23 protein-coding genes, 1 other RNA gene and 1 pseudogene are annotated in these 26,178 nt (G+C 51.3%); 12 read left to right on the top strand and 13 right to left on the bottom strand.

Going from position 1 to position 26,178, the window contains the following annotated elements; genetic code table 11:
- Positions 1-166: 166 nt before the first annotated feature.
- The 3 genes from hupB (at position 167) to DD586_RS05185 (ending at position 3,093) form a co-directional block, all read left to right on the top strand.
- Complete coding sequence (gene hupB / locus DD586_RS05175) at positions 167-439, top strand: nucleoid-associated protein HU-beta (protein ID WP_012770737.1); 273 nt, start codon at positions 167-169, stop codon at positions 437-439.
- Between the two features lie 254 nt (positions 440-693).
- Entirely contained in the window at positions 694-2,574 is a 1,881-nt protein-coding gene (ppiD, locus tag DD586_RS05180) for a peptidylprolyl isomerase (RefSeq protein WP_012883763.1), read from the top strand.
- A gap of 138 nt (positions 2,575-2,712) precedes the next feature.
- Positions 2,713-3,093, top strand: a complete 381-nt coding sequence (locus DD586_RS05185) for a ComEA family DNA-binding protein (RefSeq protein WP_012883764.1) — start codon at positions 2,713-2,715, stop codon at positions 3,091-3,093.
- A 112-nt stretch (positions 3,094-3,205) separates the two neighbouring features.
- On the opposite strand, the gene queC is transcribed toward DD586_RS05185, so the two are convergent.
- Positions 3,206-3,901: a 7-cyano-7-deazaguanine synthase QueC gene (gene queC / locus DD586_RS05190; RefSeq protein ID WP_012883765.1), complete on the bottom strand. Its 696-nt coding sequence runs from the start codon at positions 3,899-3,901 to the stop codon at positions 3,206-3,208.
- A gap of 147 nt (positions 3,902-4,048) precedes the next feature.
- On the bottom strand, positions 4,049-5,101 hold the full coding sequence (locus DD586_RS05195; RefSeq protein ID WP_012883766.1) for a PLP-dependent cysteine synthase family protein: 1,053 nt from the start codon (positions 5,099-5,101) through the stop codon (positions 4,049-4,051).
- Between the two features lie 176 nt (positions 5,102-5,277).
- On the opposite strand from DD586_RS05195, the gene DD586_RS05200 reads away from it, so the two are divergent.
- The 5 genes from DD586_RS05200 to amtB all read left to right on the top strand — a co-directional run bounded on the left by DD586_RS05200 (position 5,278) and on the right by amtB (position 11,341).
- The gene (locus DD586_RS05200) at positions 5,278-5,739 is read left to right on the top strand and encodes an Lrp/AsnC family transcriptional regulator (RefSeq protein WP_012883767.1); all 462 of its coding nucleotides are present in this window, start codon (positions 5,278-5,280) and stop codon (positions 5,737-5,739) included.
- A gap of 81 nt (positions 5,740-5,820) precedes the next feature.
- A complete protein-coding gene (locus tag DD586_RS05205) occupies positions 5,821-7,587 on the top strand; it encodes a SmdA family multidrug ABC transporter permease/ATP-binding protein (protein WP_012883768.1) in 1,767 nt (588 codons plus the stop codon).
- Positions 7,580-9,373 carry a SmdB family multidrug efflux ABC transporter permease/ATP-binding protein gene (locus DD586_RS05210; protein ID WP_012883769.1) on the top strand — a complete coding sequence of 598 codons (1,794 nt, stop codon included), beginning with the start codon at positions 7,580-7,582 and terminating at the stop codon, positions 9,371-9,373. Before DD586_RS05205 ends, DD586_RS05210 begins: the two co-directional genes overlap by 8 nt.
- Positions 9,374-9,666: 293 nt before the next feature.
- Complete coding sequence (gene glnK, locus DD586_RS05215; protein ID WP_002208627.1) at positions 9,667-10,005, top strand: P-II family nitrogen regulator; 339 nt, start codon at positions 9,667-9,669, stop codon at positions 10,003-10,005.
- Between the two features lie 43 nt (positions 10,006-10,048).
- A complete protein-coding gene (gene amtB, locus DD586_RS05220; RefSeq protein WP_012883770.1) occupies positions 10,049-11,341 on the top strand; it encodes an ammonium transporter AmtB in 1,293 nt (430 codons plus the stop codon).
- A gap of 123 nt (positions 11,342-11,464) precedes the next feature.
- On the opposite strand, the gene tesB is transcribed toward amtB, so the two are convergent.
- Complete coding sequence (gene tesB / locus DD586_RS05225) at positions 11,465-12,328, bottom strand: acyl-CoA thioesterase II (protein WP_012883771.1); 864 nt, start codon at positions 12,326-12,328, stop codon at positions 11,465-11,467.
- A 217-nt stretch (positions 12,329-12,545) separates the two neighbouring features.
- On the opposite strand from tesB, the gene DD586_RS05230 reads away from it, so the two are divergent.
- Positions 12,546-13,127, top strand: a complete 582-nt coding sequence (locus DD586_RS05230; protein WP_012883772.1) for a YbaY family lipoprotein — start codon at positions 12,546-12,548, stop codon at positions 13,125-13,127.
- A 40-nt stretch (positions 13,128-13,167) separates the two neighbouring features.
- On the opposite strand, the gene DD586_RS05235 is transcribed toward DD586_RS05230, so the two are convergent.
- On the bottom strand, positions 13,168-13,494 hold the full coding sequence (locus DD586_RS05235; protein WP_012883773.1) for an MGMT family protein: 327 nt from the start codon (positions 13,492-13,494) through the stop codon (positions 13,168-13,170).
- Between the two features lie 167 nt (positions 13,495-13,661).
- Here DD586_RS05235 and ffs point away from each other — a divergent pair.
- Positions 13,662-13,758: signal recognition particle sRNA small type (ffs, locus tag DD586_RS21230), an RNA gene on the top strand.
- 286 nt (positions 13,759-14,044) lie between these two features.
- On the opposite strand, the gene DD586_RS05240 is transcribed toward ffs, so the two are convergent.
- The 6 genes from DD586_RS05240 to DD586_RS05260 all read right to left on the bottom strand — a co-directional run bounded on the left by DD586_RS05240 (position 14,045) and on the right by DD586_RS05260 (position 20,119).
- Complete coding sequence (locus tag DD586_RS05240) at positions 14,045-14,248, bottom strand: HHA domain-containing protein (protein WP_009114000.1); 204 nt, start codon at positions 14,246-14,248, stop codon at positions 14,045-14,047.
- 53 nt (positions 14,249-14,301) lie between these two features.
- The gene (gene tomB, locus DD586_RS05245) at positions 14,302-14,670 is read right to left on the bottom strand and encodes an Hha toxicity modulator TomB (protein WP_012883774.1); all 369 of its coding nucleotides are present in this window, start codon (positions 14,668-14,670) and stop codon (positions 14,302-14,304) included.
- Positions 14,671-15,179: 509 nt separating this feature from the next.
- Positions 15,180-15,323 carry a type B 50S ribosomal protein L36 gene (ykgO, locus tag DD586_RS21235; protein WP_012883775.1) on the bottom strand — a complete coding sequence of 48 codons (144 nt, stop codon included), beginning with the start codon at positions 15,321-15,323 and terminating at the stop codon, positions 15,180-15,182.
- A 15-nt stretch (positions 15,324-15,338) separates the two neighbouring features.
- Positions 15,339-15,590 (bottom strand): type B 50S ribosomal protein L31, encoded by a 252-nt coding sequence (locus DD586_RS05250; protein WP_012883776.1) that lies wholly within the window; start codon positions 15,588-15,590, stop codon positions 15,339-15,341.
- A 175-nt stretch (positions 15,591-15,765) separates the two neighbouring features.
- A complete protein-coding gene (locus tag DD586_RS05255) occupies positions 15,766-18,912 on the bottom strand; it encodes an efflux RND transporter permease subunit (RefSeq protein ID WP_012883777.1) in 3,147 nt (1,048 codons plus the stop codon).
- 16 nt (positions 18,913-18,928) lie between these two features.
- Positions 18,929-20,119 carry an efflux RND transporter periplasmic adaptor subunit gene (locus DD586_RS05260; RefSeq protein ID WP_041164309.1) on the bottom strand — a complete coding sequence of 397 codons (1,191 nt, stop codon included), beginning with the start codon at positions 20,117-20,119 and terminating at the stop codon, positions 18,929-18,931.
- A 142-nt stretch (positions 20,120-20,261) separates the two neighbouring features.
- On the opposite strand from DD586_RS05260, the gene acrR reads away from it, so the two are divergent.
- Positions 20,262-20,912 (top strand): multidrug efflux transporter transcriptional repressor AcrR, encoded by a 651-nt coding sequence (acrR, locus tag DD586_RS05265; RefSeq protein WP_012883779.1) that lies wholly within the window; start codon positions 20,262-20,264, stop codon positions 20,910-20,912.
- Positions 20,913-21,037: 125 nt separating this feature from the next.
- Complete coding sequence (gene mscK, locus DD586_RS05270) at positions 21,038-24,451, top strand: mechanosensitive channel MscK (protein WP_012883780.1); 3,414 nt, start codon at positions 21,038-21,040, stop codon at positions 24,449-24,451.
- Positions 24,452-24,522: 71 nt separating this feature from the next.
- On the opposite strand, the pseudogene rsmS reads toward mscK, so the two are convergent.
- From rsmS to miaE, 3 genes and pseudogenes are all read right to left on the bottom strand, one after another.
- Positions 24,523-24,685, bottom strand: a pseudogene (gene rsmS, locus DD586_RS21240) (pleiotropic regulatory protein RsmS).
- Positions 24,686-24,753: 68 nt separating this feature from the next.
- Positions 24,754-25,305 carry a primosomal replication protein PriC gene (priC, locus tag DD586_RS05275; protein WP_012883781.1) on the bottom strand — a complete coding sequence of 184 codons (552 nt, stop codon included), beginning with the start codon at positions 25,303-25,305 and terminating at the stop codon, positions 24,754-24,756.
- Positions 25,306-25,368: 63 nt separating this feature from the next.
- Positions 25,369-26,139 carry a tRNA isopentenyl-2-thiomethyl-A-37 hydroxylase MiaE gene (gene miaE / locus DD586_RS05280; RefSeq protein WP_012883782.1) on the bottom strand — a complete coding sequence of 257 codons (771 nt, stop codon included), beginning with the start codon at positions 26,137-26,139 and terminating at the stop codon, positions 25,369-25,371.
- Between the last annotated feature and the right edge of the window lie 39 nt (positions 26,140-26,178).

Below are 26,178 nucleotides of genomic sequence, written 5' to 3' on the forward strand. Positions count from 1 at the left end.
TAAGGGCTGGTAAGTGAAATGATGCTTGCCAGCCTTTTTTCGTGCCGCTAAGTTAGAGCACTGTTGATCCTGTTGGCTGGTAGCCTGCGGTTTGACTGAATAGATAAAGCTACGTGTTGCGCTGGGGGCTCTGGCGTAATGACAGTATTTCAGAGGGGATGAGAGTGTGAACAAGTCACAATTGATCGACAAAATTGCCGCAGATGCTGATATTTCCAAAGCGGCAGCAGGGCGTGTGTTGGATGCAATTATTGGGTCTGTTACTGAATCTCTGAAAGCCGGGGATGACGTTGCTTTAGTTGGTTTTGGTACGTTTTCCGTGCGTGAACGTGCCGCACGCACAGGACGTAACCCGCAGACCGGGAAAGAAATCAGTATTCCGGCTGCTAAAGTACCTGGTTTCCGTGCAGGTAAAGCACTGAAAGACTCAGTGAATTGATGATTAAGTAGCAAATTCCGAGTTGAGACGGTTTTCCAGTCCAAACACTACCTGACTCAGCGTGATGGGTAAGGTAAGATATAAGGCGCATCATGGTATGATGTGCCTTTTTTTACAGGTAATTAAGATTACTGTTATCCGGCAAATACTTGAATGCGCCCTGGCCGAGTGTGGCTATAGCGATAGCAGGGAGGCATGGCTACGGCCTGCGCAGGGGAAGTGTTATCCATTCTACAGCGGAGTGTTGTCACATTATGATGGACAATTTACGCGCGGCCGCTAACAACGTCGTGCTGAAAGTTATTCTTGCCTTGATTATTGGTTCATTCGTGTTGACCGGTGTGGGAGATTACCTGATACGTGGTTCAGGTGATTACGCGGCCAAGGTGAATGGACAAGAGATTACCCGTTCTCAGCTTGAGCAAGGGGTACAGAATGAGCGCAATCGTCAGCAGGAAATGCTGGGAGATAATTTCTCTGCCCTGGCCGCTAACGAAGGGTATATGCAGCAGTTGCGCAAACAGGTGCTGTCGCAGCTAATCGATGAAACGCTGGTGGTGCAGTACGCTCATACCCTGGGGCTGAATATCAGCGACGAGCAAATCAAACAGGCGATTTTCTCCGTGCCTGAGTTTCAGACCAATAACCGTTTTGATAACGACAAATACCTGGCGCAGGTGCGTCAGATGGGGCTGACGCCAGACGCCTATGCGCAATTCCTGCGTAAACAATTGCTGACTCAGCAGTTGATTCGTGGGTTAGGCAGTACGGATTTCGTATTGCAGCAGGAGCTTGATAACCTGGTGGCGATGGCTGCGCAGGATCGCACCATTCGTACGGCGACCCTTGATCTTGGCGTTCGTGCCAGGAGTCAGACTGTCTCTGATGACGAAGTGAAAAATTTCTACGATCAGAACAAGAGCCGTTATCTGGCACCTGAGCAGTTCAAAGTCAGCTATATCATGCTGGATGCAGCGTCTATCATGGATAAAACCAAGGTAGATAACAATGATATCGCGGCTTATTACGAACAACATAAGGGCGAGTTCACGCAGCCGGAACGCAAAAAGTACAGCGTTATTCAGCTGAAAACCGAAGCAGATGCTAAGGTCGTGCTCGACCAGTTGAAGAAAGGCGCTGATTTTGCAGCGTTGGCTAAAGAAAAATCCACCGACATTGTTTCGCGTCGTAACGGTGGCGATTTAGGCTGGATGGACGATGGCTCCACGGTCGATGAAATCAAACAAGCAGGTCTGAAGCAGAAAGGCCAACTTTCTGATGTTATCAAATCTTCCGTGGGCTATCTGATTATCCGCTTGGACGATATTCAGGCGCAGCGCGTCAAAGCGTTGGATGAAGTACGTGCTGATTTGGCTGAAAAGGTAAAACGTGAGAAATCACTGGATGCGTTTTACGCTTTGCAGCAGAAGGTGAGTGAAGCGGCCAGCAACGATAATGAGTCGCTGGTTTCTGCTGAGAAAGTCGCCAATGTCAAAGCCGTTCAGACCGACTGGTTTACGCGTGACAACGTACCTGCCGCATTGAATTTCCAGCCGGTTACTCAGGCGATTTTGGGTGGTTCTCTGGTGGGTGAGAATGGCACCCCGGGTAACAATTCCGATGTGATCAGTGTCGAAGGCGATCGTGCGTTCGTATTGCGTGTGACTGACCACAAACCGGAAGCAACCCAGCCGTTGGATAAGGTGCGCGATCAGGTCGTACAGTCGCTCAAGCGCCAGAAAGCGGAACAACAGGCCAGAGTTGACGCAGAAAAGATTCTTGCTGATCTCAATCAGGGGAAAACCGATAGCATGACTGCCGCTGGTCTGAGTTTTAGCGCAGCGAAAGTGATATCTTCGATCGGCCAGACGGATGCGCTGTCAGAGACGGTGTTTGCGATGCCACAGCCGAAGAAAGATAAACCGTCTTACGCTGTCGCGCAGGATCAGGCAGGCAATATCGTACTGGTCGCGTTGGATGCGGTGAAACCGCACGCTTTATCGGACGATCAGAAGAAACAGTTCGGTAACCAGATAGAGCAGAGCTCGGTGGGTGCACTGTTCGATACCCTGCTGACGAGTCTGCGCAGTCAGGCGAAAATTAAGCTCGGTAACGCGGCACAAGAAGTGCAATAACCCCCGCAGCGTTTTGCAACTCACTGCAACATTCAAAGGCCGCTTTCGCGGCCTTTTCCACATTTTTAGTTTGCTGTTTGCCGTGTATTGAGCGCTCGGGCATTGTAGCCGTGCTGTCAAACACAAGGAGGAAACAGCATGAAAAACTCAGGAATCAAAGCGTTATGTTTTATGGTGGGGTTGAGCCTTGCGGGGATGTCAACGTGGCTTCATGCCTCTCCCACAACAGCTTCACTGGAAAAAACTGGCGTGAGCGCAGCAAAACCTACCTCGTCGGAACATAAACCTGAAAAAGCGGCTAAGCCATCGGTGGCAACCGATGAAGAAGAAGTAAGTATTAACAAGGCGACAGCGGAACAACTGGCTGCGGCGCTTAATGGGGTGGGACTGAAAAAAGCACAGGCGATAGTTTCTTATCGTGAGCAAAACGGGCCATTCACCCAAATTGAGCAACTGCAGGAAGTACCGGGGATTGGCAGTGCGCTAATCGAACGTAATCAGTCACGTTTGCGTCTGTAAGTACGTTTATCGTCAGAACGTGTTGTTAAGGGAACGGTTTCAGTACGAGGGTAAACGTCAATGTGAAAAGCCAGTACCAGACAAGCATTCTCTTGTCTGGTACCTGACAGGGTTATTTCAGCCCGGTTTTTTTCTTCATGGCGGCCATGACCACGGATGGATTCTGGCGGTATTCAGCCAGCCCTTTTGCTCTCAGGTGACACGCCGCGCATTGCCCGCATCCTGTTCCTTTAATGCCGTTGTAGCAGGTGAGCGTATGGTTTTGCACGGTATCAAGCTGTTGATAGTAGTCTGCCAGTGCCCAGGTTTCTGCTTTGTTGAGCCACATCAGCGGGGTGATAAAACGAATGTCTTTGGCCAAACCCAGGGCTACTGCCTGGTTCAAGGCCTTAACGAATTCGTCCCGGCAGTCTGGATAACCAGAAAAATCGGTTTCGCAGACACCGGTAATAACAGTCTCGGCCCCCACCTGATAGGCGTAGATCGAGGCCAATGTCAAAAAGAGGATATTTCGGCCAGGAACAAAGGTACTTGGCAAGCCATCGACCGTGGCATCAAACTCGGGTACAGGAATATTGTCACGCGTGAGGCTACTCACAGCCAGTTCGTTGAGCAGATTGACGTTCAGTACCTTATGCGCTCTGGCTCCCAGTGTGTGAGCCAGCTCGGCAGCAACATCGATTTCAGCACGGTGGCGCTGCCCGTAGTCAAATGTGACGCAGTGGACTTCATCGTACTGCTGCAATGCCTGTATCAGGCAGGTGGTAGAGTCCTGACCACCACTAAAAACTACAACTGCACTTGTCATTCTTCTCTTCCCTCATGCATGGGTGCTACCAGTCGGCCGCAATCCGCCAAACTTATTCTGGCGGATACTGTACTTGTTCTGGTGGTTATAGTACTTGAAATCCCGATGCAGTTCAGTGCGAGGGGAGCGTGGCCGACCAGAATACCATCAGGAAAAGGGATGTCCTTCGGTCAGTTGCTGCAAGTAGGGCGTGACATCACCGATATGATTTTTTACCCAATCTGGATGGTAATAGGTATCGAGATAACGCTCACCGCTATCGCACAGCAAGGTAACGATCGCACCGCGGCGTCCTTCAGCCACCATTTTCCCTGCCAATTGCAACATACCCCATACATTGGTTCCGGTAGACGGGCCGACTTTACGTCCCAGAATTTTCTCCAGCCAGTACAAGGTGGCGATGCTGGCGGCATCAGGTACTTTCACCATATCGTCGATTACGCCGGGAATAAACGAGGGTTCGGCACGCGGGCGACCAATCCCTTCAATACGGCTGCTGGATGCTCCGATGAGAGTCCGGTCCTGCTGGTGATAGCAGTCATAGAATACCGAGTTTTCCGGGTCTACCACCACCAACTGCGTATCCAACCCTTTGTAATGGATATAGCGCCCAAGCGTAGCAGAAGTACCGCCAGTACCGGCGCTCATGACCAGATAGTCAGGGACAGGAAACGGTTCACGCGCCATTTGCCGATAGATGCTGTCCGCAATATTGTTATTACCGCGCCAGTCCGTGGCCCGTTCAGCATAGGTGAATTGATCCATATAGTGGCCGTGCAGCTCTTTGGCCAGCTCTTCGGAGGCGGCATAGATCTGACAGGATTGTTCGACAAAATGGCAGTTACCGCCGTAGAACGCGATTTGTTCGATTTTTCGTTTGGCGGTGCAGGATGGCATCACAGCAATAAACGGTAATCCCAGCAGGCGGGCGAAATAGGCTTCTGACACAGCGGTACTGCCGGATGAGGCTTCAATGATCGGCGTGCCTTCTTTGATCCAGCCGTTGCACAGGCCGTACAGAAACAGGGAGCGTGCAAGGCGATGTTTGAGGCTGCCGCTTGGGTGGGTGCTCTCGTCTTTGAGATAAAAATAAATACCGGGGTAATCCGGCAGAGTAAGGCGAATCAGGTGAGTATCTGCCGAACGTTGAAAGTCTGCCTCAATCGCGCTAACGGCGTCGCGTACCCAGGTGGTGGTCATGTGATGTTATCCTGCTGAAAGAAAATGATGTTTCATGGAATGTCCCACCACCTTAACGGGCGTGTATCAGCCTTGGGTGGCATACGATGTAGCGTATCGGGTTTTGCAGAAAAAAAGGTTGCCTTTTTGTTTTCGAAAAGCGCTAATGAGAGAAAATTTTTCTCTTTTATGACGCGATGATGGATAAAACCGATCGTATGCTGCTGTCGCTGTTACAGCAGGATTGTACCCTTTCACTGCAGGCGCTGGCTGAAGCGGTGAATCTGACTTCGACACCGTGCTGGAAGCGGTTAAAGCGGCTGGAGGATGACGGATATATCAAATCCCGGGTTGCATTGCTGGATAACGAAAAGCTGGGGCTGGGGCTGACGGCATTTGTGTTGTTGAAAACCCAGCAGCATAACAGTGCCTGGTATCAGACGTTTTCCCGGTTTGTCTCCGAGATGCCGGAAGTGTTGGCATTTTACCGTATGGCAGGTGAATACGACTATTTGATGCAGGTTCAGGTCGCTGATATGAAAAGTTACGATGCATTTTATAAACGTCTGGTCAATGGCATACCGGGGCTGGTTGATGTCACGTCCAGTTTCGCGATGGAATGCATAAAGCAGACAACCGCCTTGCCCCTTCAGGTATAAAATTTATTCACCATACACTTGATGTATAATAGCCCGTTTACCGCATTCTACTCTGCTATGCAGCTAATGGATTGAAACCGCGTGAGACTTTTTGTTCAACTGGGATGGTATTTCCGCCGTGAATGGAAGCGCTATCTGGGGGCAGTCATCCTGTTGATTGTGATTGCTGTTCTGCAATTGCTGCCGCCCAGACTGGTTGGCATTATCGTAGATGGCGTAACGCAGCACCAAATGACTACGGCTTCCGTGTTGTGGTGGATTGGTGGAATCCTGTTGATTGCCTTATTAACGTATCTGCTGCGTTACTTCTGGCGTATCTGGTTGTTTGGCGCGGCCTATCAACTGGCTGTTGAACTGCGCGAAGCGTTCTACCGGCAACTGAGTCGCCAACATCCCGCCTTTTATCTTCGTCATCGTACCGGAGACCTGATCGCCCGCGCGACCAATGACGTGGATCGGGTGGTATTCGCTGCGGGCGAAGGCGTGTTGACGCTGGTGGATTCACTGGTCATGGGCTGTGCGGTGCTGGTGGTCATGAGCACCCAGCTTAGTTGGCAGTTAACGCTGATAGCACTGGCACCGATGCCATTGATGGCGATTATTATCAAACGTTATGGCACCCAGTTGCACCTGCGTTTCAAAGACGCGCAGGCCGCGTTTTCCTCACTCAATGACCATGCTCAGGAAAGTCTCACCAGTATCCGCATGATCAAATCGTTTGGTCTGGAGGATCACCAGTCTGGCAGTTTTGCCAGGGTGGCTGCTGACGCCGGTCAGAAAAATATGCGAGTCGCACGGGTAGACGCGCGTTTTGACCCCACGATTTATATTGCCGTCGCCCTGTCTAATTTGCTGGCGGTCGGGGGCGGCAGTTGGATGGTGATACAAGGTTCTTTGACTCTGGGGTCATTGACCAGCTTTGTGATGTATCTCGGGTTGATGATTTGGCCGATGCTGGCGCTGGCCTGGATGTTTAATATTGTCGAGCGCGGCAGTGCCGCTTATAGCCGCATTCGCCAGCTCTTGTCCGAAGCGCCAGTGGTTGAGGATGGGACTCAACCCTTACCCGCTGAACCCGGAACGCTGGTGGCTGAGATTACGGCCTTCCACTACCCAGAACACTCAGCAATGGTGCTTAACGATGTCCGTTTTACATTGACATCCGGCAAAACACTGGGGCTTTGTGGGCCAACGGGTTCTGGCAAGAGTACGTTGCTGGCACTGCTATTGCGCTATTTCGATGTCGGGCAGGGGCAGATTACTTACCATGGGCAGGCATTGCATCGCCTCCAGTTGGACGCGTTGCGAGCGCGTTTTGCGGTGGTTGGGCAGACGCCTTTCCTGTTTTCGGATTCTGTCGCCAGTAACATCGCGTTGGGGCGTCCTGAGGCATCCCAACAACAAATAGAAGAGGCAGCGCGACTGGCAAATGTTCATGACGACATTCTTCGCCTGCCACAGGGTTACCAGACTGAGGTGGGCGAGCGGGGCGTGATGCTGTCTGGCGGTCAAAAACAGCGTATCGCTATTGCCCGTGCCTTGTTGCTGGAAGCCGAAGTACTGGTGTTGGATGATGCGTTATCGGCGGTAGACGGACGTACAGAACATCAGATTTTAAGTAACTTGCGCCAGTGGGGACAGAAGCGAACCCTGATTATCAGTGCACATCGCTTGTCGGCGCTGGTCGATGCCGATGAGATTCTGGTGTTGCAGCAAGGGCATGTGGCGCAGCGTGGTGATCACGCACATCTATCACAGCAGACGGGATGGTATCGCGATATGTACCGTTATCAGCAACTGGAAGCCGCATTGGATGATTCCCCCCGTGAGGAGCAATCAAGTGAATAATCCTCGTGCATTATGGCCAACGTTAAAACGGTTGCTGTCTTACGGATTACCGTGGAAGAAAACGGTAGGAACCGGCGTGTTGTTATTATGGATTGCGGCGGGGGCTGAGGTAGCCGGGCCGGTTTTGGTCAGTTACTTCATCGATCACCTGGTCAGCAAAGGCGAGTTCCCGCTGGTGATAGCGGCTGGCCTGGCGGTGGGATATGTGTTGCTGCAAGGGATGGCTGCTTTTTTGCATTACGTTCAGGCGCTGATGTTCAATCGGGTAGCTGTCGGCGTCGTGCAGCAGTTGCGCACGGATGTCATGGACGCAGCCCTGCGTCAACCGTTGGCGGTGTTCGATACCCAGCCGGTAGGGCAACTCATCTCTCGGGTGACCAACGATACCGAAGTTGTGCGTGATCTGTATGTCATGGTCGTGGGCAGCGTGTTGCGTAGCGCCGCATTGATTGGGGCGATGCTGATTGCCATGTTTAGCCTGGACTGGCGTATGGCGCTGATAGCCACTGCTATCTTTCCAGCGGTTGCGATGGTGATGGTGATTTACCAGCGTTACAGCACACCGATTGTTCGCCGGATGCGTAGCTATCTGGCGGATATTAATGACGGCTTTAACGAGTCGATTAGCGGCATGAACGTCATTCAACAGTTTCGCCAACAGATGAGATTCGGCAAAAAACTGAGTGACGCAAGCTGGGCGCATTATAACACCCGGATGCAGACGCTGAGGCTGGATGGGTTTCTGTTACGCCCGCTATTAAGCCTGTTTTCGGCATTGGTGATGTGTGGCTTGTTGCTGCAATTCGGATTCAGCGCGGTCGGTTCTATTGGCGTCGGGGTGTTGTATGCGTTCATCAATTATCTGGGGCGATTGAATGAACCTCTGATCGAACTCACCACCCAGCAATCGATGCTGCAACAGGCTGTTGTTGCCGGGGAGCGCATTTTTGAACTGATGGATGGTGCCCGACAGCAGTACGGTGACGATACTCGCGCACTGGAAAGCGGCCGTATCGATATTGAGCAGGTGACGTTTTCTTACCATAAAGATAAACCGGTATTGCACCACATTGAGTTGCATGTGCCGGATCGGGGATTTGTCGCGTTGGTTGGGCATACCGGTAGTGGTAAGAGTACGCTGGCAAGTCTGCTGATGGGGTATTACGTTCCAGATAGTGGTGAAATCCGTCTGGATGGTCGTCCATTGTCGGGGTTATCGCATCAGGTGCTGCGTCAACATGTGGCGATGGTACAACAGGACCCCGTTGTGTTGGCTGACTCCATGTTCGCTAATGTCACGCTGGGGCGAGATATCAGTGAGGAAAAGGTCTGGCAGGCGCTGGAGGCGGTGCAACTGGCCCTGCTGGTGCGAGACATGCCAGAAGGCATTCATAGTCGCATTGGCGAGCAGGGCAATAACTTGTCCGTGGGGCAAAAACAGTTGCTGGCGCTGGCCAGGGTACTGGTAGCGGCCCCCCGGATCCTGATTCTGGATGAAGCGACCGCCAATATTGACTCCGGTACGGAACAGGCTATCCAGCGAGCGCTGCGGCTGGTGCGCTCCCACACCACCTTGGTGGTGATAGCACATCGCCTGTCAACCATCGTTGAGGCTGATAACATTTTGGTACTGCACCACGGTAAAACGGTGGAGCAGGGAACGCATGAACAGTTGTTGGCGAAAAACGGTCGCTACTACCAAATGTATCAATTGCAGCAGGCGAGCAGAGAACTGATCCTTTCACAGCCACATGATTCTGCGGAACTGATCTCCCAGGCACCATGACTGCCAGTATCGGGCAGCGTTTCGCACCATAATTTGGCAGAGCTTTCCTTACTGTGCAGTGCCGTGCACTGAAATTAAGCGTGATGCACTATTTTTGTGCGTTGCGCGCTCCTGTTTTTCCCGTTCATTGTCCATACTTTATTCACTCCTCTTCTTTTCTGTCTTTAAAGCGTCGCGTTTCGTCACTTTTATGCGGGTGCTGTCGTTATGGCACACGATTTGCTTTAAGTGATACGTGGACATATTGAGAGTGACGGGCACAAGCCTGAACTTACACAGTTAGGGGGATGAGGATGAAACTGGTTACTGTAGTCATTAAACCGTTCAAGCTGGAAGACGTTCGTGAAGCACTGTCTTCTGTAGGCATCCAGGGGCTCACCGTCACTGAGGTGAAAGGGTTTGGGCGTCAGAAAGGGCATGCCGAGTTATATCGCGGCGCAGAATACAGCGTGAACTTTTTACCAAAAGTGAAGATCGACATCGCGATTGCTGACGACCAACTGGATGAAGTTATTGATGTCATCAGCAAAGCTGCTTACACCGGTAAGATCGGCGACGGCAAAATCTTTGTTGCAGAACTGCAACGCGTCATCCGTATCCGTACCGGCGAAACTGACGAAGCCGCATTATAACAATTACCTGATTTAGCCTTATTAAATAGGGATGAATGAAAAAATGAAGAAACTTTCCTTGTCGTTAGGTTTAGGTGCGGCAGCCATGCTTCCGACATGGGTTATGGCGGATACGCCAGCACCTGTAGTAGACAAAGCGGACAATGCGTTCATGATGATTTGTACCGCGTTGGTACTGTTCATGACCATTCCTGGTTTGGCGCTGTTCTACGGTGGTTTAATTCGTAGCAAAAACGTACTGTCCATGCTGACCCAGATAACAGTGGCTTTTGCCCTGGTGTGCATCCTGTGGGTGATTTATGGTTACAGCGTGGCATTTAGCACGGGTAGCCCGTTTTTCGGCGGCCTGACTAACTTCATGCTCAACGGCATTGATATCAACTCAATCAGCGGTACATTTTACCAGTTCATCCATGTGGCTTATCAGGCGTCTTTTGCCTGTATTACTGTGGGTCTGGTGCTTGGCGCGCTGGGTGAACGTATTCGTTTCTCAGCGGTACTTATCTTCTCTACACTGTGGTTCACCTTGTCTTATCTGCCGATGACCCACATGGTCTGGGGCGGCGGCTATCTGGCGGCCGATGGTGCACTGGACTTCGCTGGCGGTACGGTGGTGCATATTAATGCGGCGGTTGCGGGTCTGGTTGGTGCATTGCTGTTGGGCAAACGCGTTGGTTTCGGTAAAGAGGCGTTCAAACCACACAATCTGCCGATGGTTTTCCTGGGTACTGCGATTCTGTATATCGGCTGGTTCGGCTTTAACGCCGGTTCTGCCGCTGCCGCTAACAATATTGCTGGCCTGGCGTTCCTGACTACGGTGGTGGCGACCGCCGCAGCGATTCTGGCCTGGGTTGTAGGCGAATGGATTACTCGTGGTAAACCATCGCTGTTGGGTGCTTGCTCTGGTTGTATCGCCGGTCTGGTTGCCATTACGCCCGCTGCTGGTACGGTAGGTGTCGGTGGTTCCATGGTGATTGGTTTTGCCGGTGGCTTTGCTGGCCTGTGGGGCGTGACCGTGCTGAAAAAATGGCTGCGTGTTGACGACCCTTGTGATGTGTTCGGTGTGCATGGCGTTTGCGGTATCGTTGGGTGCTTGCTGACGGGTGTGTTTACAGCGTCATCACTGGGTGGTGTCGGTTATGCGCAGGGCGTGACAATGGCGCATCAGGTATGGGTTCAGCTGTTTAGCGTGATTGTTGCCATCGTATGGTCTGGCGTTGCAGCGTTCATTTCCTTCAAGATTGCGGATATTGCTGTTGGTCTGCGTGTACCGGAAGAACAAGAGCGCGAAGGTTTGGACGTCAACAGCCACGGCGAAAACGCGTACAACCAGTAATCTTTCGTGTTCAGTATCGGTAACGGATAAATACCGGCTACCGTTATGAGGCAAACAAAAAACCACCTTGAAAAAGGTGGTTTTTTTATCGCTCAACATTTTTATCTTTCAATATCGCGGGGATTACTGTCCATGCCGACGGATGACGCCTTCCTGCACACTGGAGGCGACCAGCACGCCTTCGCGGGTGTAGAACTGGCCGCGTACAAATCCGCGAGCACCGGAGGCTGAAGGGCTTTCGACAGTGTAAAGCAGCCAGTCATCAAGCCGGAACGGCCGATGGAACCACATCGCGTGGTCAATCGTCGCGACTTGCATACCCCGTTCCAGGAACCCGACACCATGTGGCTGTAGTGCCGTGAGCAGGAAGTGGCAGTCAGAGGTATAACCGAGCAGATACTGGTGAGTCCGCTCGTCATCCGGCATGGTGCCGTTGGCTCGACACCACACTTGCCTGACCGGGGGCGCGGCCTCGCCTTTCAATGGATTGTGGAATTTTACCGGACGAATTTCGATAGGCCGGTCGTTAGTAAACACCTGCCGCATAGCAGGAGGAATCAACGACTCCATGCTACGGGCAATGTCCTGCTCTGAAGGAAGCGATTCTGGCGGTGTGACGAGTGGCATGTCGCTTTGATGTTCAAAACCACTCTCCCGAGTCTGAAAAGACGCCGTCATGTAAAAAATCGAACGGCCGTTCTGAATCGCGCTGACGCGTCTGGCGCTAAAACTGTTGCCATCCCGTAGGGTTTCTACGTCGTAAATGATCGGTTTCTGGCTGTCACCGGGGAGTAAGAAGTAACTGTGAAACGAATGGACGAAACGCTCTGGCGGCACGGTCTGCTTGGCAGCGGACAACGCCTGGCCGACCACCTGACCGCCAAATACCTGGCGTAATCCCAGATCCTGACTTTGGCCGCGAAATAGGCCTTCTTCGAGTTTTTCCAGATTTAGCAGGTCGAGAAGTTGTTGTAATGCCTGACTCATAGTTCTGCCTTTGGAGTAATGTGATTACGCACGTCAATTCATCGTCTAAGGAACCTAATTCCATCAAAACAAATCAGTGGAGTTTGGGATAGCCATGAGCGTTGCCATAACTATCGGAATTTTCCACCATAATTGTCATGCAGGTTGGTTCATACTTCTTAACGGATGCAGTCAACTGACTGCCATCCTGAATAGAATAATTAAGGAGGCTTAGCCTATGAGATTATGGCATATCTTTAGCGGTATTACGGTATCGATCGCGCTCAGTGGGTGTGTTAACAACCATAGCGTTGCTCCTGAAAACCATAATATTGCGCCTGAAACAACTGCACCGGCAATGCGGCAGACCCAGATGCTTTCTCAACCTGTTAGCGGCATGCCTGCTGTTACCGGCACAGTGAATATTCGCCAAAAAATCGCGTTGCCGCCTGATTCAGTACTGACGGTGACAGTTTCTGATGCAACGATCCCGGATGCGCCTTCAAAAGTGATTTCCCAGCGCGTAATCCGTACAGAAGGTCAGCAGGCACCGTTCCGATTTGTATTACCCTATAACCCATCAGAAATTCGGCCGGATGCGCGTATTCTGCTTAGCGCTGCCGTCGCAATAAATAACCGGGTCACACTGATTACTGAGCATGTCATGCCTGTGGTCACGAATGGTGTGAATAATGCCGATCTGAACCTGATACCGGTTCAGGCGGTGCCTGTTCCTGCGAAACCCGCCGGGTTTCTGACACCTAACACAGAAACGACAACGCCTGATGAGTCTTCTGGCTCGTCACCGCAGTTGTATTAATCTCAATTAACGTTATTTTTCGCTGGCGGTGCGTTGTCTGTTAAATGTCTTGCATATACCGCCAGCGAAATCTATCCAGATCGATCTTCCCTTCTGAATTCAGCATAACGCCTTCAGCCTGAAGGGCTGATTTTTGGCGCTGAAAATCCGGGCCTGTCAGCGAGATCTCACCTTTTCGGTTAATCACCCGATACCAGGGCAATTGGCTGCCTGCAGGCAGCCCACGCAATATGCCGCCAACCTGACGGGCCGCACGTGCTGAGCCAGCAAGATGCGCGACATCACCATAAGTAACGACACATCCGTAAGGAATCGCGGCGATAACGTGAATGACACGCTGGCGGAAATTATCCGATTCAATAGTCATGGACGGGCTCAGAAGGTGTTAGAACGGGTAAGGTGATACATAATATTGAGTATAAAAGCTGGCGGTGAGTAAGAAAACAGCGGTTAAGCGCTGTTTCCTTGCAATTGCTTAGTCCATCACCGATAATGCCCTCCGCTTCGCAACTGCGGAGCTGTCAATGGAGGCCCCGTTGGTTCTCCCGCAACACTAACCTGCGGACCCGGTCAGGTCCGGAAGGAAGCAGCCGCAGCAGGCGACGTGTGTGCCGGGATGTAGCTGGCGGGGCCTCCACCATTTTACGCCTTCCTGATGTTGTCACCATTTTCTTTTCCCCCGCCGTTTAACCATTAGTAAAAAAATTGAATGTTTAACTATCTAGGTAAAAAAATAAAAATTGATAAGACGATGGTTAAATTAATTGTGGGAGAAGGGGTGAATAATAAATAAGGAAAGTCTTAAGTCAAAATGTACACTTTTTGTTACAAATGGTGTGGATTTCTGGCGCTAAAAAACAAAGGCCGATAACATATCGGCACAGTGTATTCATGTATTAAGCTGCTGTTTTTCGTGCTTATCGAACATATTTCCATACGGCAGTTGGCACTTTGTCGTAAAGTTTATTCATCGTTAGCTCAGCCAGACGATGGTCGGCAGCTGAATAGAACATTTCAAGTTCGTCGTTAGAAAGCTCGTACTTGTTTTTTTCTATAACACGCTCAAGCGTGTCGATGGTTGTACATTTACGCAAACGCATTAAATAGTCGATTTTTTTCATAGTGACCTTGTTAATTTTCCTGGATTTAAATTAAGTATGAAACAAATTATTGCTTAAGTTTTTACTACCGTACAGACGCTCTTTTCTGAGAACATTCTGAATAATTGCGACTTGGATTTTTTCCATTTCTGCAACTCTGAATCATTTATACCGTAGTTGCTGAAAAGAATATAAGTATCGTCCAGGTATTTTTCAACCCGCTCACACAGCGCCGCTTCATGCGGATATTTTATTTTGTAGGTAACAACAAATGCCGCAATGTGTTCGATAAGTTCGTTTAGTTGAAGATTGACCGCAGAGGTCGGATCATTCACCCAGCCACGACTGCTGTCACCTAATGTTGCGATACTTTCGTCGTGCAGATTTTCACACAAGAATCTGAGTTGGGCAATATCATAATGTTGAGGTGTGTACTCATCCATTTCTATCCCTCCGTAAGCTACGATTCAATGTCACTTAGGGCTACCACTTGGCCAGACAGGTGGTGTGATGAAGTGCAGAAGATAGAATGCCCCTCAGTATGCCTCAATGTCCCTTAATCTTAAGACGAACAGGGGTAACACGGTGAATGCCGGAGAATGATGCAACGTCACTGTCAACAATCATTCTGAATTCATTATAGCAAAAAAGCTAACAGTTATGATGTGGTCGAACCATCTTTATGACGATGGCTGTCATCGGTGTAGGCTGCTTCCGGTGTGCCGTGATATATTTATCGGCCACTGAAGCAAGTATATTTAATTTTTTTCGACGTTAGCAAGAATCACTGTGTTAATTATTCTTTCTGGCTTGTCTTTATTTGTAAAGATTTTGAAGATGTGAAAACGCTCTTATTTTATCCTTTTGTTTTTAAAAGAAATTGGAAAAGTGGTCTGATGTGATGGACGGTGCGACGATGCGCACCTTCCGATAAGTTTTTAGCTAATAATAATTAGCGTTTTTTCTTTTTCCTACCCTGTACTACGTTGAAGCGTGGGTTTGTTTTACAGATAACATAGACACGCCCGCGCCGTTTGACCACGATACAGTCTTTGTGGCGAGTTTTGGCACTGCGAAGAGAACTTAATACCTGCATGGATAATTCCCCCTATTACGATTTGAGAAAGCGGCCGAAACGCTGCTGAAAGCGCGCTGCGCTCCCTTCTTTAGCGTATTCTTTCTGTTTACCGGTGTAATAAGGGTGAGAAGCGGAAGATACGTCGATGGTAACGTATGGGTAGACTTCCCCCTCGTATTCGTAAGTCCGGTCAGTGTTGATTGTAGAGCCGATTTTATAAAACACATTCTCACTGGTGTCGTGGAACAGTACGGTACGGTAGTTAGGGTGGATACCCGATTTCATGATGACCTCTTTTGTTATGTTATAACATATCTTTATTTTGCGCTTTTTCAGATCAATGATCAACGCCAGTGTTTGTAGGGATTGGTGAGGTGGAGGAGTGTAGGGCGATGTTCGCTGTGTTTGTCGCGCATTAAAAAAGGCCGCATAGCGGCCTTTTGAGAAGAGATATCACGGTTTAGTGACTGGTTTGTGAGTGCTCATGATGCGGCTCGTTGTCGTCTTTCTTCTTGCCGAAGCGTCGGCGAACGACCACAAAGAACACGGGTACGAAATAGATAGCCAATACGGTGGCGGTGATCATCCCACCCATTACGCCGGTACCGACCGCGTTTTGTGCACCGGAACCTGCACCCGTACTGATGACCAGCGGGACCACACCCAAAATGAACGCCAGCGATGTCATCAGAATGGGGCGAAGACGCATACGCACCGCATCCAGCGTGGCTTCCACCAGGCCTTTTCCTTCTTTCTCCATCAGGTCTTTGGCAAATTCGACGATCAGGATGGCGTTCTTGGCGGATAACCCAATGGTTGTCAGCAGGCCCACCTTGAAGTAGACATCGTTTTCCATTCCACGCAAGCCAGCCGCCATGACGGCACCGAACACGCCCAACGGAACCACCAACATAACCGAGAAGGGAATTGACCAGCTTTCATACAGCGCTGCCAGACACAGGAATACTACGATGGCGGAGATAATGAGCAGTGCCGGTGCCTGGTTACCTGCCAGTCGTTCCTGATAGGACATGCCCGTCCAGTCGAAACCAATACCTGGCGGTAATTGCGAAGCCAGCTCTTCCATCAGGGCCATCGCTTCCCCTGTACTTTTACCAGGAGCCGCTTCACCCACCAGTTCCACAGACGGCAGGCCGTTATAACGCTCCAGACGTGGTGAACCGTATTCCCAGTGTGCAGAAGCAAACGCCGAGAACGGTACCATCTGATTAGACGTACCACGGACGTACCATTTCTGGATATCGTTGGGCAGCATACGGTATTTGGCATCAGCCTGAACGTACACCTTTTTCACCCTGCCACGGTCAATAAAGTCATTGACGTATGTGCCCCCGAGTGCGGTAGACAGTGTGGCGTTGATGGTGGCAATCGATACCCCAAGCGATTGTGCTTTTTCCTGATCAATTTCCAGGCGGTATTGCGGTGTATCTTCCATCCCGTTAGGACGAACTCGCACCAGCGTATCCGGATGTTGGGCGATCATACCCAGCAACTGGTTACGGGCTGCCATGAGCTTATCGTGACCGAGGTTATTCTGATCGATCAGTTCAAAGTCAAAACCACTGGCAGTACCCAACTCGACGATAGCCGGTATGTTGAACGGGATAACGATCGCTTCTTTGATTTGCGAGAAAGCGCCAAAAGCACGACCGATAATGGCATCGACTTTGTTGGCTGCACCTTTTCGTTCATCCCAATCGTTCAGGCTGGCAAACGAGATCCCCATGTTCTGACCGCGGCCAGCGAAGCCGAAGCCGTTAACGGTAAAGACCGATTTCACGTTGTCTTTTTCGTTATGCAGGTAGTAGTCACTCACCTGGTCGAGCACCTTCTGGGTACTTTCCTGAGTTGCACCTACCGGCAACTGAACCATTGTCAGTAATACGCCCTGGTCTTCCTGCGGCAGGAAAGAGCTGGGGATTTGAGTAAAGGCAAAGCCCAGGCTCGCGACCACGAGCAGATACACCACCAGATAACGGCCCGTGCTGCGCAGAATATTGGCAACACTGCTGGTGTAGTGATGGGTACTCTTGTCAAAAAGACGGTTAAACCAACCAAAGAAACCTTTTTTCTCGCCGTGGTTGGGCACGGGCTTCAGGATGGTCGCACATAACGCCGGTGTCAGAATCAATGCCACCAGTACCGACAAGACCATGGCGGACACGATAGTGATGGAAAACTGGCGGTAGATAGCACCGGTCGAACCGCCCGAGAATGCCATTGGGATAAATACCGCGGACAACACCAGTGCAATACCCACTAGCGCGCCCTGGATCTGCCCCATGGATTTGCGGGTCGCTTCCTTGGGCGATAGCCCTTCTTCCGACATCACACGCTCTACGTTCTCGACCACAACGATGGCGTCATCCACCAACAGACCGATGGCGAGCACCATGGCGAACATGGTCAGCGTGTTAATCGAGTAGCCGAAAGCGGACAGGATGGCGAACGTCCCCAGCAATACCACCGGTACGGCAATAGTGGGAATCAGTGTGGCACGGAAGTTCTGTAAGAACAGATACATCACCACGAACACCAGCACGATGGCTTCAACCAGCGTTTTCACCACTTCGTAAATAGAGATTTTTACGAACGGGGTGGTGTCATACGGGTAAACCACTTTCAGACCGGCAGGGAACGTCGGCTGCAATTTGGCGATTTCCGCTTTTACCGCTGAGGCGGTATCCAGCGCGTTAGCACCAGTGGCGAGCTTAATCCCCAGCCCCGCGGCCGGGCGGCCATTGTAACGTGCGATAGTGGTATAGTTTTCACCGCCAAGCTCAATGCGGGCAACGTTATTCAGGCGAACCTGCGAACCATCCTGATTGACCTTAAGCAGAATGTTGCCGAACTGCTCGGGTGAATTAAGCCGGGTTTGCGCAATGATCGACGCATTCAGCTTTTGGCCAGGCACTGGCGGGGTACCACCTAACTGACCTGCGGCTATCTGGTTATTTTGTACCTGAATCGCTGTAACGACATCGCTGGTGGTGAGCTGGTAATTGTTCAGCTTGTCCGGATCAAGCCAGATACGCATGGCGTACTGTGCACCGAACAGCTGTGTATCGCCCACACCGCGCACACGGCTAATCGGGTCTTTGATGGTGGAACCGACAAAGTCAGCGATATCCTGCTGGGTGACACTACTGTCATCGCTGACAAAACCTAACACCATCAGAAAGCTGCTGCTGGATTTCTGCACGCTCACGCCTTGCTGCTGTACTTCCTGTGGCAGCAGAGGCGTGGCCAGTTGCAGTTTGTTCTGCACCTGAACCTGAGCAATATCCGGGTTAGCATCGGCATCAAATGTCAATGTGATCTGCACGGTACCTGACGAATCACTGTTGGAAGACATATACAGTAATTTGTCGATACCGTTCATGTTCTGCTCGATGACCTGTGTGACGGTATCTTGCAGGGTCTTCGCATCAGCCCCCGGGTAGGTCGCTGTTATCTGAACTGCCGGTGGCGCGATGGTCGGGTACTGCGCAATAGGCAACTTCAGGATTGCCAGTGTCCCGGTCAACATCACCATAATGGCGATGACCCAGGCAAAAATCGGGCGATCTATGAAAAACTTGGCCATGGATTACCGGCTCCTGTTAAGACTTAGCGGGTTGAGACTGCGGTTGCTGCTGCGCATTACCTGCGGTCACTTCCTGCGCTTTTACCTGCATACCCGGTCTGATTTTTTGCAGGCCTGTCACGATGACACGATCACCCGGTTTAATGCCCGAGGTGATGAGCCATTTGTCGCCAAACGCCTGACCGGTAGTAACAGGATGGACTTCCACTTTATCGCCTTCGCCAACGACCATCACCGTAGCGTCGCCACGAGGTGTGCGGCTCACGCCCTGCTGTGGAACCAGGATGGCATTTGGATTCACGCCAGCATCCATTTGTGCGCGAACGAACATGCCCGGCAACAGGTTGTGATCCGGGTTGGGGAACACGGCACGCAGCGTAATGGAGCCAGTCGTCTCGTCGACAGTGACGTCAGAGAATTCCAGCGTACCGTTCTGACTGTAACGCATTCCGTTATCCAGCGTCAGATGAACGCTAGCTTTGCCATTGGTCTGTTGTAACGCACCGCTTTCCAACTCTTTTTTCAGATGCAGGAAATCGTTAGTGGATTGGGTGACATCCACATAAATCGGATCCAACTGTTGGATGGTCGTCAGCGCCGTTGTCTGGGCATTGGAAACCAGCGCGCCTTCCGTGACGGTGGATTTTCCTACCCGGCCAGTAATTGGGGCGGTTACACGCGTATAGTTCAGGTTGATCTGGGCGCTGTCGAGCGTGGCTTTGGCGGCTGCGACGGCAGCTTCATTCTGGCGCGCCGTCGCGACGGCCTGATCGTAATCCTGCTTACTGACGTAATTGGTGCCGAGCAGCGGTTTGTAGCGCTTAACCGTTAACTCTGCAATTTCAGCATTCGCCTGAGCCTGAGACAGGGCAGCCTTGGCGTTGTTGTACTGGGCCTGATAGGTCGCTGGATCAATCTGGTACAGCGATGTACCCGCTTTGACATCGCTGCCTTCGACAAAGTTACGCTTGAGAATAATACCATTTACCTGAGGGCGTACTTCGGCAATACGATAGGCGCTGGTGCGTCCCGGCAGTTCCGTGGTGATATTCAGAGTTTGTGATTTTATCGTAACGGTGCCGACTTCCGGTGCGCCCCCCTGATGGGCACCCCCTTTAGAGGCCTGATTGTCACATCCTGTGAGTACGAGGCCGCCAGAAAGCATCAGCATTGTTGCCAGAGGCGTAAGCCTTCTGTTTTTATTCATAGGTAAACCCCAAGTATCCGATTTTTAATTGACCAATGGATCACATGCTATTAAACCCATTGCTGCGATAAATTCAGGTCCGTGCTATGTTACATACATCCGTGAATGTATGTAAATCTCGCTTCTCTTTAAAGTCAGCGCTATGGCACGAAAAACCAAACAACAGGCACATGAGACCAAACTCCAGATTATGGACGCGGCAATGCGTCTGTTTTCTGAGCATGGTGTTTCCTCAACATCATTGTCTGATATTGCGACCGCTGCTGGCGTGACACGTGGTGCTATTTACTGGCACTTCAAAAACAAAGCTGAACTGTTTGATGAGATATGGACGCGGTCTGAGTCCAAAATTTCTGACTTTGAAGCTGAGTATCAGGCAAAATTTCCTGACGATCCACTGCATGTGCTCAGAGAGTTGCTAATTTATATCTTGAGACTGACTGATTCCGATAGCGAGTGGCGATCGATGATGGAAATTATCTTTCATAAATGTGAGTTTGCCGACGAGTTACTGCCGACATCCAATGCCCGTAAAGATCTCTACTTCGACTGCTATAACAAAATAGAAGTCTCGCTGATAAAGTGCATTTTGCAAGGCATGTTGCCAGCGGATCTCAATTCCCGGCGTACGGCGGTGATCATACGGGCTTATCTGTCGGGCATTATGGAAAACTGGTTGTTCCTGCCGGAAAGTTTCGATTTGAAAAATGAAGCGCCTTATCTGGTGGATGGGCTAATTGATATGCTGCGTAGCAGTCCTGCCTTGCGCCAGATAGGCAAGACCGTCGTATAAGTGGCGTGATAAACACAATCAGTATAAATGGAGACAGAATAGAACGTCATAAACACCACCTGACATACCTTGTCTTTCGGCAGACGTGATAAACTGCGTTATCTCTGTAAAACTGATGATGCATCATGAAGCGCTGTGCCGCCATTTCTGGTTTATTTCCTATTTCGCTCCGCTCTTTTTCCGATATCTGCTCCTTTATTCGTGCTATGAGTGCACGATATGGTCGCCTCTGTTTGCCGGGCATCTGGGTCGGCTTATTCGGCATCCTCCTGCTGCAACCTGCATTAGCTGCGGGTAACGATTTGCCCAGTCGGGCTGAGATCCAAAACCGTCTTGATACGCTGAATAAGCAAAAAAGCCTGACCTCGGTAGACAAACTGAGCCAACAGGATCTGACCCAGACACTGGACGTGCTGGACTCTATCGATCGCGTCCGGCAGGAAACCAACCAACTGAAACAACAGGCGGCACAGGCGCCGGCCAAACTTAAGCAGGTGAATGAGGATCTGGTGTCGCTGGGCGGCGCGGCACCGGTGCCCCAGCAATCGTTGGAGTCGCTGGCGTTAAAGCAGCTGGAAGCGCGCCTGAATGAAACGCTGGACGATTTGCAGTCAGCGCAGGAAAACCTTTCTACTTACAACAGTCAATTGATCTCGCTGCAAACCCAACCAGAGCGGGTGCAAAGCGCACTGTATGCCGCTTCGCAACACAGTCAGCAGTTACGCACCCAACTCAGTGGACTGGACCCGTCACAGGAGCCACTACGGCCGAGTCAACAGGTTTTGCTACAGGCAGAGCAGGTGCTGGTCAGTCTGCAAATGGAGCAGCAGCGCAAAAGTTTGGAAGTGAATACCACGTTGCAGGACCTGCTGCAAAAGCAGCGGGATTACACCGCCGCGCAGATAGGCCAACTGGAGCACATGGTGCAGACGTTGCAGGGCGTGATTAACAATAAGCGCCTGACGCTGTCGGAAAAAACAGCCAAAGAGGCACAGAATTCCGATGAGCTGCAACGTATTCAGGAAAACCCGCTGGTGAAAGCGGAAATGGAAACGAATCGTCAACTCAGTCAGCGTCTCATTAAAGCAACGGAAGCGGGAAATACGCTGGTTCAGGAGAGTATTCAGGTTAAAAACTGGCTGGATAGGGCTACGCAATCGGAACGTAACCTGAAAGAGCAGATTACCGTGTTAAAAGGCAGCCTGTTGCTGTCGCGTATTCTTTATCAGCAACAGCAAAATCTGCCGTCGGCTGATGCAATGAGCGATATCAGCGCGCAGATAGCTGACCTGCGTCTGGAGCAGTTTGACATTAACCAGCAACGCGATGTGTTGTTTCGGGGAGATGAATACATCCAGCAACTGGTCGCGCACACTAACACCGCCGTAGATGGTGAAGTGACGGATGCGCTGGAACAGATTCTGGATATGCGCCGCGAGTTACTCGATCAGCTCAATAAACAACTCGGTAATCAATTGATGCTGGCGATTAACCTGCAAATCAGCCGCCAACAGTTGATGAGCGTTAACAATTCACTGCAACGAACCCTGACCCAGCAAATTTTTTGGGTAAGCAGTAATAAGCCGATGGATTGGAGTTGGCTGAAAGATTTGCCGTCGGCGCTGAAACAACAGGTCAAAAACCTGCATTTCACCCTCAAAAATGGGCAACTACGCCAGGGGCTCATGGATTCGCTGCTGCTGATTATCCCGGCAATGGTGATAGTGGGGTTGCTGTGGTGGCGGCGCAAAAGTATCGATGCCTATATGGGGAAACTGGCAGACGACGTAGGGCAACTCAAGCGCGACAGCCAGTTGCATACACCGAAAGCCATTTTGCTGTTGATCCTGCGGACCTTGCCGGGTGTGCTGGTGATACTGTCGCTGGGGCTATGGCTGAAACGCAGCGATAACCAGATCAGCAGTTTTGCCTGGTTGCTGAGTGAACATCTGGCATTGTTTTGGGTGGTCTTCGCTACGGCTTGCCTGAGTCTTAAACCGGGGAACCTGAGCGAACGTCATTTTAATATCCCGGCGTCCCGCTGTGCGCATTATCGGCGTCAGACGGTGCGGCTCGGCGGCGCACTACTGCCGTTGATGTTCTGGTCGGTGGTGGGTGAGAAAGCGCCACTGTATCTGGTGGATGATGTTATTGGGCAGAGTGTGATGGTCTGCAACCTGTTGTTGCTGACCATTCTGGTGTTCCCGGTATGCCGTGACTGCTGGCGCGAGAAAGAACGTCATACCGTGCAATTAATTGTCGTCACCATGATGGCTGCCATGCCGCTGTTCCTGATCGGATTAATGCTGAATGGGTTTTTCTATACCACATTGCGACTGGCCAGCCGCTGGATTGAGAGTCTGTACCTGTTGATCGTCTGGAATATTGTGTATTTCGCGACTATCCGTGGGTTAAGTGTGGCGGCTCGTCGTCTGGCTTATCGCCGCGCGGTGGCACGACGCCAGAATCTGGTCAAGGAAGGTGCGGAAGGCAGTGAACCGGTACCAGAAGCGCCGCTGGCGCTGGAGCAAATCAGCCAGCAGTCTTTGCGCCTGACGACCATGGTGCTGTTTCTGGCGTTCTCCGGCGCGTTTTACTGGATTTGGGCTGATCTGGTTACCGTTTTCTCTTATCTGGATAGCATTACGCTATGGCATTACAGCACGGCGAATGCCAGCGGTACGGTCTTGCAACCGGTCACCTTGGGTAACTTGCTGGTGGCACTGGTGATTGGTGGGGTGGCGTATGTGATGACGCGTAACCTGCCAGGCTTGCTCGAAGTGCTGGTGCTCTCACGCATGCAGTTACGACAGGGCACGTCTTATGCCATCACGACGATATTGACCTATTTTATTACGGCGGTTGGTGCTATCACATCACTCAGCTCCCTCGGGGTCTCCTGGGACAAATTGCAATGGCTGGTGGCGGCATTATCGGTGGGGTTAGGGTTTGGCTTGCAGGAAATTTTCGCCAACTTTGTCTCGGGGCTGATTATTCTGTTCGAACGCCCCGTGCGTATCGGCGATACCATCACCATCGGGGCGTTCTCCGGTTCAGTCAGTAAGATTCGCATCCGGGCCACCACGATCACCGATTTTGACCGTAAGGAGGTGATCATTCCCAACAAAGCATTCGTGACCGAGCGTTTGATCAACTGGTCATTGTCCGACACCATTACGCGCGTGTTGATTCGTATTGGCGTTGCCTATGGTTCTGATCTGGATAAGGTTAAAGAAATACTGCTACAGGCCGCGCGTGAGAATCCGCGCGTGATGGCGGATCCGGAACCGCAGGTGTTCTTCCTGTCGTTTGGCGCGAGTGCGTTGGATCATGAGCTGCGTTTATATGTGCGTGAACTGCGCGATCGCAGCTATACCGTCGATGAGTTGAACCGCACGATTGACAGGCTGTGTCGCGAAAATAATATCAACATTGCTTTCAACCAGCTTGAAGTATATCTGCACAATACGCAGGGCAAAGAAGTACAAGAAATATCCCGCGTGCTGACGCCACCGCAGAATGAGGGTGAAACCCGGTAGCCGCCGGTTGTGGCAACGGGCAAAGGGGAGCGATATCGGATGCCGGTGCAGGTGGTAGGCCTGCTCCGGTATCAGGCTGGTGTTTGCTCGGGGGCGTTGGCCTTTAACTGATAATCCCGGCGGACGATTTCCAGCGCGGCCAGTACCACCTGTGGCTCAATGTGATTGTCTTTCCAGCAGCATGATGAGATCGACCGCCAGTTTGACGTCTGGCGTTTCATTTTCCAGCGACATGATTTTTCTACCTCACTCCGATCCTGTTTTGTTTTTTCTAAAACATAGCAGAAAATAGTGAACTACGGTCAATATCCCTGTTCCTGACGTTCAATCTGCCTTTCCAGTTTTGAGAGCGCCTGACGGCAACGAGTCAGTCGGCCTTCCAGCGCCGCCAGTTCGCGTTGCAGACGCTGTTGTTCATTGAGCATATGTTGTTCGCTGAGCGTGCTTTGGGTTGCCAGCAGGCTCTCCCTGTCCTGAATCATCGCCAGTAGTCGACGCTCATAACCCTGATATTCAGCCAGTTTTTGATAACGGTCCTGCGGTGCTGGCGTTGTGGGTTCGTGTTCCCGTAATGGCTGCGTCGCCAGCTCTCGCTGGAGCGCTGTCATTTGTGTCAGCAATTTCTCCGCCATGAATGCAACCCTGTCCTGACGCTGCTCTTGCACATACTGTTGCAGATGCTGGTAATTAAGGCGGATTTCATCGAGATAATCGCCGAGCCTGGTACCGTAACAGCTGAAAAGCTGACGGTCAAAACGTGACCGGGGAGCTTGTCGCGCGGCAATCGGTTCGACAGCTTGCGCCAGCGTATCAATCTGGCGTGTCAGTACGGCCAGCAATGCCTGTGTATCCATGTCGTCTCCTCCGTCGCTTTACCGCTGTATCCGTACGTTGCGGCAGGGGAATAACGGGCCGGTTCAGTGTGTGCTGAAAGCCGGTTTGCCGCTGTGGAATTTGAAATCGTTGTCCGGGCTGGTAATCAACTGTGCTTCTGTCTGCGCGAAAAACGCGATACGCGCGCTAATATCCTGTCCGGCAATCTGTTGTGCCAAAGCAAGATAATCCTGATAGTGCCGGGCCTCGGAGCGCAGTAGTGAAATATAGAACTTGCGCAGACTCTCTTCCAGATGGGGCGCCAGTCTGGCGAAGCGTTCGCAGGAGCGAGCTTCGATAAATGCACCGATAATTAACTTATCCACCAGCGCATCCGGCTCATGTGTTTTCATGTGTTGCGTCATGCCACGCGCGTAACGGCTGGCGGGTATGTTCTGGTAAGAAATACCGTGTTGCTCCATGACTTCCAGCACCTGATAAAAATGGTGTAATTCTTCACGGATCAACAGCACCATTTTATCGATCATGTCCTGACTGTAATGGCAGTTTGCACGTGCGGTAATCTGCCGTGAAATCAGCGCATTGGCTTTCAGCGTCTGCATGTCGCCCATTCCCCGGAAGGCAAACTTCTCATACGGGGCAATCCACTCCTGCAACTGATGCCTGATATCCTGCTCGACAGCATAACGTCGGAGCAGAAACAGCGCGCTTTGGGCGGCTTTCAACTCACACAGTACGTGGTCGCGCAACAGCGTGGGCAGGTTTTCCGGTTTGCGGGCTTCGTCAATCCACTCATCGGGTGTAGTGGCCTGAAGAAAGGCGTGAATCGGGTCGAGGATGGAATGTTCAAACATGTACGACGATGGGTTGAGTTAACGTGGCGGTATGATACA

Source organism: Dickeya parazeae Ech586, assembly GCF_000025065.1.
GTDB lineage: Bacteria > Pseudomonadota > Gammaproteobacteria > Enterobacterales > Enterobacteriaceae > Dickeya > Dickeya zeae.